The sequence below is a fragment of the Synechococcus sp. WC101 genome, assembly GCF_047461555.1.
In the GTDB taxonomy this organism is placed as follows: Bacteria; Cyanobacteriota; Cyanobacteriia; order Thermostichales; family Thermostichaceae; genus Thermostichus.
In genome coordinates this window covers 1-6,567 of sequence record NZ_JANSHG010000141.1, presented here as the reverse complement: position 1 = coordinate 6,567, position 6,567 = coordinate 1, and the positions used below count along the sequence as shown (strand labels likewise).

The following is a 6,567-nucleotide window of genomic DNA, read 5'->3' as shown; positions in this document are numbered from 1 at the left end:
GGGATCCCACTGTGCACAAATTGCTCGGCTATTTGGGTAAGGCGGCGCAGCGGGCGAGAGAGGGCTTTGTCCAGGAGGATCCCAACTCCCAGAAAGCCCAGTAGCAGCCCCCCTCCCCACAGAGCCGCCTGCTGCGTGCTGCTATAGACGGGGGCCAACAGGGTGCTCTCCGGGATCCCGTGTAAGAAATAGAAACCTAGCCCCCCTTCCTCCTGAATGGCCTTTACCTGCACCCAGTGGGGGATCCCGTCCACCTCAAGACGCAGCAGCCCTTGTGAGGCCGCCATCTCCCAGGATCCCACCTGCTCTTGCACAGCCAGCAGCAGCGGTTGAGGAGATGGCTTCTCCGTGCTGGCCACCACCTGGCCCTCCCCATCCAGCAACCAGCTCACCCCCGGATACCCCAAGCTGACCTGCAGATCTTCCAGAAAAGCCTGCAGTTGCTGAGCCGAGAGAGCAGCCACCAGGCTGCCGTAAACCCCGCCCTCCCCATCCGCCAAGGGCAGCGCCGTCAGGACCAGCCGCTCCGGCCCTTGATGGGGAGACTCGACAAAAAAGTTGCTCACCACCCAGGTACGGCGGGCCCCTTCCTGTTGCAGGACTGCGGGAAACCAAGACAGCCGCCGCAGATCCACAAAGCCCAATTGCCGCGTCAAGCCGGTGGGATCCCCGCTTTCTGGATCCCGTTGGCGGCCTTGGACGGATCCCGGCTTCAGGCCCGGCGTGTGGTAAGTCCAGATCGAGCCATCGGCGTGGCGGCGGGCCGTGATAAACCCCCCCTGCTCAGAGACAAAGCCGACATAGCTCAGCTCGGGAAACTGCTGCAACTGGCGGGCAAAATACGCTTCCAAGACTTCCAGATCGGGAGGCTGAGGAGCGGCCAGATTGGGCAACAGCCCCCAGCGCACCGCTCCCTCAGTGAGGGCATTGACCTGCAGGGGGGCCTGCAGATACCGGTGTAGGTTCTCCTCGGCTCGGTGGTTAACCTCACGCTTCAGGTGCTCGGCCAACTGCAGCGCCATCTGCCGCCCGGCTCGCCAGGAGAGGTAGCTCACCCCGCCCGCCCCCCCGGCCACCGCCAACAGCAGCGGCAACAGCAGCGCCACCTGCAAAGGGATCGACCGAGAAGCCAGGGAGGGCAAGCGCATCCGGGAAGCAATCGAGGAAAATAGCATGGGATCCCTAGGCTTGAGGAGGTTCTAGCGCTCGCTGCACAGCGCCGAGGACAACTTCGGCACCCATGGCCAACAGCGCCACCGGGATCGCCCCCACCAGCAGGATGGCGGTGTCGTAGAGGGCAAACCCCAGCGTGATAAAGCTGCCCAGCCCGCCCGCCCCGATAAAGGCCGCCAACGTGGCGCTGGCAACCACCTCGATAGTAGCGGTTTTAACGCCGGCCAAGATTACCGGCAACGCCAAAGGGATCTCCACATAGCGCAGCACCTGGGCAGGGGTCATGCCCATGCCCAAGGCGGCTTCGCGTAGGGCCGGATCCAGGCTGCGGAAGGCCACGTCGGTGCTGATTAAAATGGGGGGCAAGGCCAAGATCGTCAGGGCAATGGCCGCCGAGCGGAAGCCAAGGCCAAAGTAGGGAATGGCCAAAAACAAAATCGCCAAGCTGGGGATCACCCGCAAGCTGCTAAAAGCATTGATCACCACCAGAGAAACCACCTGCGAGCGGGAGCTGCCAAAACCCAGCGGCAGACCCACCAGCAACGCGATCCCCAGCGGCACCGCCACCAGTTGCAGGTGTTGGAGGAAAGCTTGAAGTAGCAGGTCGCTGTTGCTTTGAGCATAGTCCAAGGAGCGGGCCAGGAGGCTCATCGAGAGGTACAGATCTCAGACCAACCCCAGTGTAGAGTTTGCAGCTAGGAAACCCCAAAAATCCTCAGCAAGACTCCGGCACGGACGGAAAACTGCGCTCCCAGCCATAGCGGTCTGGAAGAGCCTCCCCAGCACCTCAAGGTGCCAACTGCGCGATAACAACAGAACCGCAAAATCTAAGATTGAGAACCCCAATCCCTGCCACCGTGCTTTCTGCTCTCTCCGCAAAAGAGGCGGCAGCCAAGGGATCCTAAAATAGGGGGAAAGCTCTCTCCCGGCTCCACCGTGGCACCTCGTGGTTTCAAACCCATTCAGAACCGCTCCGGTAGGGAGAGCCTGGCTCCCTACGTGCGCACCTTGCCCCTGGTGATCGACGCCATGCTGGATCTGGCGCAGGTGCGGGGCGACGATCTCCTCTACGACTTGGGCTGTGGGGATGGCCGCATTCCTATCCGGGCAGCCCAGCGCTGCGGCACGCGGGGCCTGGGGGTGGATATCGACCCAGAGCGCATCCTAGAGGCACAGCAGGCGGCCCAAGCCGCTCAGGTTCAGGATCGGGTCAGTTTTCGGCAGCAGGACTTGCTCACCCTGGATCTCTCGCCAGCGACGGTGGTGACCTGTTATTTGCTGCCCCGCTCCCACCTGCTGATTCGAGACAAGCTGCGCAGCGAGCTCCGGCCTGGCGCCCGCCTGGTCACCCACACTTTCGATATGGGGGATTGGCCGCCCACCGCCACCACCACCGTGTCAGATGTTATCAACACCTACACCATCTATCTCTGGCGGATTTAGCCCCCACTTTTTGCCAGCCCTCTTGACTTGCCTGTTCGCTCCTGGCCTAATTCAACTCAGCCCTCTCTCCCGTTCCCCCTTGAGACGCCGTCTACTTGAGTTCTGGCGCCGCCGCTTCCCCCACAGCCTGCGCACTCAGGTGGCGCTGGTGATTGCCAGCCTTTCCTTTGTCCCCAACTTGGTTTTCATCCTGTCGGTGCAGTGGATCCTCCCCGGCACAGAGCTCAGCCCCGAGGGATCTGTCCTGCTGCTGCTGTGGATCCCTTTGCTAGCAGGGCTATCGGCAGTGGTGGGCTATGTCCTGTCTTCCCTAATCTTGCGGCCCCTCACCTTGCTGGCCCGCGAGCTGGGCCATCTGGAAACCTTAATTAGCCAGCCGGCCCGTTGGAATTTGCTGCTCCGCCCCGGGGATCCCCAAGAGGCTTTGATCCTGCGCCAGGCCTTTGCCCATCTGCTGCGCCAGATCCAGATTGACCAATTGCGGCGGGAAGCCTTTACCGCCACCTTGGTGCATGACCTGAAAACCCCTCTCATTGCCTTTGGGCATTTGCTAAGTGCCCTCAAGCAGGAGCAGCAGTTGCAGCCGGAAGAGCGGCTTGCCCTGCTGGATCGCATCTTGCAGGAGAACCAACGCAATCTGTCCCTGGTGCAGCGGATGGTGGAGGCCCACCGCCTAGAGCGGGGCGAGATCGAGCTACATCCTCGTCTTTGCGATCTGGGATCCCTGGCCCGACGGGTGGCCGAACGCATGGGATCCCTGGCCCGAGAACGGGGGATCGACCTGCGAGTGGAGGGAGAAGGGTGGGCCAATGCCGATGAGGCCGAGCTGGAACGGGCGCTGGTGAACCTGGTGGACAATGCCTTGCGCTACGCCCGCCAGGTGGTGGTGCTGACCATCAGCCCTCGCCAGATCCAGGTGCGGGATGACGGGCCCGGCCTGCCGGCTCCCCTGGAAGAGCTGGCCCAGCCCTACATCGCCCAACCCATTCACATCGCCGGCCAGCACTACCCGACCGGCTCAGGAGGTCTGGGGCTGTACATCGCCAAACGTATCCTGCAAGCCCACGGAGGAGACTTGTGTTTGGTGGAGACGGGATCCCAGGGCACGACCCTAGCGCTGGTGCTGCCCTGATCCCCAACCCCGCCAGGGGAGAAAAGCGCCCAAGGGATCCCCTCTGCTTCGCGTTAGTGGTGTGGAGCGCTTGCAGCTCACTCGACAGGGCGGCCCCGATACATCAATCGATACTTTGCCGGCGGGGGCGCAGCCGTTTGCTCTTGGCGTTCTTCTGTTGCAACGGACGGGGAAGGAGGGGGGCTGTCTTTTTCAGACCACAAACCCAGCTGCTCGAGAACCGCGTGAAGAGCTTCCGTGTCGATGGGAAAAGACCACCTGGCTGCCTTGTAAATTTGCTCGAGGGAGTGGAGAATGTCGTCGGCTTCGGCCAAACCGGGGATCACCTCGGCTGCCCCCTGGTAAATGGCCCAGCGCCGCTCTGCCGGCTCGATGGGGCGACGAGGGTAATGAGTGAGAATCACAGGGATATCCGGAAGCCGGCTCCGACACTCTCGACAAAAGGCATAGGGGTTAAACAGCCCCGTCGTCATATCCACCACCATCAGATCCGGAGAATGAGTTGCCGCCACCTCCACCAGATCTGCCTGAGGAGAAACCAGCACCACTGTATGGCGCTGAGACTCCAGCACCAGCTTCCAGAGCTGGGCTTGCAAAAGCTGACCCTGAGCCACCAGAACGGTCTTGGTCACGGTGAGCAGAGAAACGACTTGCCTTAGTTCACAACTTTGCCTACGGCGCAAGGTAGCATTTCCAATAGAGAAGAAACAGTAACTAGCTATACCGGTAGTGCTGGGCTGACCCAGCCGCTTGGATACGTAAACTACCCGACTCCGACCGCCCCCCCTTCCCCCCCAACCCCCCGTATATGGGGGCAGGGGGGCGGGGGGATTGAGGGGGTACAGTGCGGGGCTCCTGCAGTTTCTAGCTGAAACTCCACCGATCTGCGACAAGTTTTTGGGTACAGCTTGCCCGGCGGCCTCAGCACTTGCCTTGCTCGGTCAAACCACCCTCAGCTTCCTCTTCGGTTTCGGAGGCCAGCTCGGCCTGCAAGGCCTGCCACTCCTCCGGGGAGAGGGAGTGAAGTTTTTCTTGGATTTGCTGCCTCTCGAAAGTGGCCCACTGGGCCTTCAGAGTCATTTCCCTGCTCAACACCCGCTTCAGGTAGCCCGCCGTCCAGCCCAGGCATCCCAGCAGAAACACCACACTCGACACCTGCTGCGCCGCGCCCGTATCTAAGCCGGCCCAAAGCAGCAGCCCGTAGAGAAGTCCTCCCCCCAAGAGCAGGGCTAGGCCAATGCCGAGAACATCCCGTCTGCGCATGGCTGGTAGGTTGCAGAAGGGCGAGCTCTAGAGCGAACGCGGCTTGGGCCGAAACGTCATGAAGGGAGCCACGAGCACCATACCGGGGAAGAAAAACAAAACTAGGAAAAACATCAACACCTTTTCCCAGGCACCGCTGTAGTTCCAGCGCTTGTCCACGTACACCAAAAACAAGAACGGCAGCACCAGCAGGTAGAGAACTGCTAGCGCAGCATAGGTCAAGCCAATGAGCGTCGAGGTAGAGAGCATATCCAGTTGCCTCGAATTAACCTGGGCAAATCCAGTCCAATCGGGGTCATATTACAGCATTGTAATAGTGAATGAACTTGTCGGCTTAGCCGGCTCTTCGCCTCATCGCTATAAACTCGTGCTGATGGCCCCGACAGGGCAGGTGGGGATGCATTGTTCGCACATAACACAGCGATTACGCAGAAACTCCAGTTTCCAGTCGGGAGCGGAAATCTTCAGTGCCTCGGTGGGGCAAACGCCCGTACACAAGCCGCAATCCACGCACAAATCTGGGTCGATCTGAATTTCTTTAGCCCGCTCGGCCACCTCAATGCCCAAAGACTGCACCCACTCCAGCCCCGCCTCCACCTGGTCGATATCTCCCGAGAGCTCCACCACCAGGGTGCCCACTTCGTTAGGGGTTACTCTGGCACGGACGATGTTGGCGGCTACATCGAAGTCTTTCGCCAGACGATAGGTGAGGGGCACATTCACCAAGTGGCGAGGAAAAATCAGGGTCACTCGTTTGCGCACGGATTTGACTTGCGTAGCTGAGGTACGACGACTCTTCCAGTATGCCAAGGCCGACTGCCAAGTTCGGCCATACTGCAAGCAAAAAATCTCCCCTCACCGGCAGAACAGATGGGGTGCTTTCTCGCCTGCCCGCAGGTTGGAAGCTATGAAAGGCGCCCCGCGGCCTGCCACAATAGGGGCAGAGCGTCTTCGATCCCCATGAACTCGGCCCGGCCCCGTCTCAACTCCGAGCACTACCGACAGATATTGGTGCGCGATGGTGAGCGTCGCTTCCGCGAGTGGCACACTGCCTTTCTCAACTACCAGCGGCAGTTTTTGCAAGAGATGAAGCGGCTGCAGCTCCGTTCTTCCTCGAATGGCTAATTTCTTCAGGAATGCCTACGCCCACTACTTTCAACCTGCTGCCGATCTGTTCTGAGCCCGATCCTTCCCTCCGCCAAGAAACTTTGGAATTGTTGGAGTGGCCCCGCCTCTGCCAACACTTGGCCAGCTTTGCCGCCACACCCCTAGGCCGCCGCGCCTGCCTAGAGCTGGATCCCTGGCGGAGCCGCGCCGAGAGCGAGGTCTGTCTTGATCAAACGGAGGAGGCCATCCGGCTGGATTGCAGCCAGCCAGGGGGGATTTCTCTGGACGGGATCCACAACTTGCTGCCGGCCCTGGAACGGGCCGAACGGGGGGGCATTCTGAGCGGGGAAGAGCTGGTGCAGATTGCCACCACCTTGGGGGCTGCTCGCCGCCTTCGCCGACTCATCGATGCTGACGAGCGCCTGCCCCGCCTGCAGGAGTGGGTGAGC

General features: G+C 61.0%; 9 protein-coding genes and 1 pseudogene. 4 read left to right on the top strand and 6 right to left on the bottom strand.

The features are described from left to right. A partial coding sequence (locus tag NW809_RS09890) for a cache domain-containing protein (RefSeq protein WP_414402035.1) occupies window positions 1–1,148 on the bottom strand: 1,148 nt, incomplete at its 3' end. Between the two features lie 34 nt (window positions 1,149–1,182). Then, window positions 1,183–1,824, bottom strand: coding sequence for an ABC transporter permease (locus NW809_RS09885; RefSeq protein WP_011431363.1), 642 nt, complete (start codon window positions 1,822–1,824; stop codon window positions 1,183–1,185). Between the two features lie 285 nt (window positions 1,825–2,109). Here NW809_RS09885 and NW809_RS09880 point away from each other — a divergent pair, with 285 nt between their 5' ends. Together NW809_RS09880 and NW809_RS09875 are read left to right on the top strand one after the other, a co-directional pair. Next, window positions 2,110–2,616, top strand: coding sequence for an SAM-dependent methyltransferase (locus tag NW809_RS09880; RefSeq protein ID WP_011431366.1), 507 nt, complete (start codon window positions 2,110–2,112; stop codon window positions 2,614–2,616). Window positions 2,617–2,638: 22 nt separating this feature from the next. After that, window positions 2,639–3,748 carry a sensor histidine kinase gene (locus NW809_RS09875; RefSeq protein ID WP_011431367.1) on the top strand — a complete coding sequence of 370 codons (1,110 nt, stop codon included), beginning with the start codon at window positions 2,639–2,641 and terminating at the stop codon, window positions 3,746–3,748. Window positions 3,749–3,825: 77 nt separating this feature from the next. Here the strand turns inward: NW809_RS09875 and NW809_RS09870 are convergent, their stop codons facing one another. The 4 genes from NW809_RS09870 to NW809_RS09855 all read right to left on the bottom strand — a co-directional run bounded on the left by NW809_RS09870 (window position 3,826) and on the right by NW809_RS09855 (window position 5,773). Beyond that, complete coding sequence (locus tag NW809_RS09870) at window positions 3,826–4,380, bottom strand: response regulator (RefSeq protein ID WP_240527801.1); 555 nt, start codon at window positions 4,378–4,380, stop codon at window positions 3,826–3,828. Window positions 4,381–4,669: 289 nt separating this feature from the next. After that, window positions 4,670–5,011 carry a DUF3007 family protein gene (locus NW809_RS09865; RefSeq protein WP_414402034.1) on the bottom strand — a complete coding sequence of 114 codons (342 nt, stop codon included), beginning with the start codon at window positions 5,009–5,011 and terminating at the stop codon, window positions 4,670–4,672. A gap of 27 nt (window positions 5,012–5,038) precedes the next feature. Beyond that, complete coding sequence (ndhL, locus tag NW809_RS09860; RefSeq protein WP_011431370.1) at window positions 5,039–5,260, bottom strand: NAD(P)H-quinone oxidoreductase subunit L; 222 nt, start codon at window positions 5,258–5,260, stop codon at window positions 5,039–5,041. Between the two features lie 108 nt (window positions 5,261–5,368). Continuing rightward, window positions 5,369–5,773: an NIL domain-containing protein gene (locus tag NW809_RS09855; protein ID WP_011431371.1), complete on the bottom strand. Its 405-nt coding sequence runs from the start codon at window positions 5,771–5,773 to the stop codon at window positions 5,369–5,371. Between the two features lie 198 nt (window positions 5,774–5,971). On the opposite strand from NW809_RS09855, the gene NW809_RS09850 reads away from it, so the two are divergent. Both NW809_RS09850 and NW809_RS09845 read left to right on the top strand, forming a co-directional pair. Beyond that, the gene (locus tag NW809_RS09850) at window positions 5,972–6,136 is read left to right on the top strand and encodes a hypothetical protein (protein WP_414402033.1); all 165 of its coding nucleotides are present in this window, start codon (window positions 5,972–5,974) and stop codon (window positions 6,134–6,136) included. Between the two features lie 11 nt (window positions 6,137–6,147). After that, window positions 6,148–6,567: pseudogene (locus NW809_RS09845) on the top strand (endonuclease MutS2); the annotation flags it as partial.

What these genes read in the sequence shown, in the direction of transcription:
- NW809_RS09885 (WP_011431363.1), bottom strand. Translation starts at nt 1,824, where the DNA reads ATGAGCCTCCTGGCCCGCTCCTTGGACTATGCTCAAAGCAACAGCGAC.
- ndhL (WP_011431370.1), bottom strand. Translation starts at nt 5,260, where the DNA reads ATGCTCTCTACCTCGACGCTCATTGGCTTGACCTATGCTGCGCTAGCA.
- NW809_RS09865 (WP_414402034.1), bottom strand. Translation starts at nt 5,011, where the DNA reads ATGCGCAGACGGGATGTTCTCGGCATTGGCCTAGCCCTGCTCTTGGGG.
- NW809_RS09850 (WP_414402033.1), top strand. Translation starts at nt 5,972, where the DNA reads ATGAACTCGGCCCGGCCCCGTCTCAACTCCGAGCACTACCGACAGATA.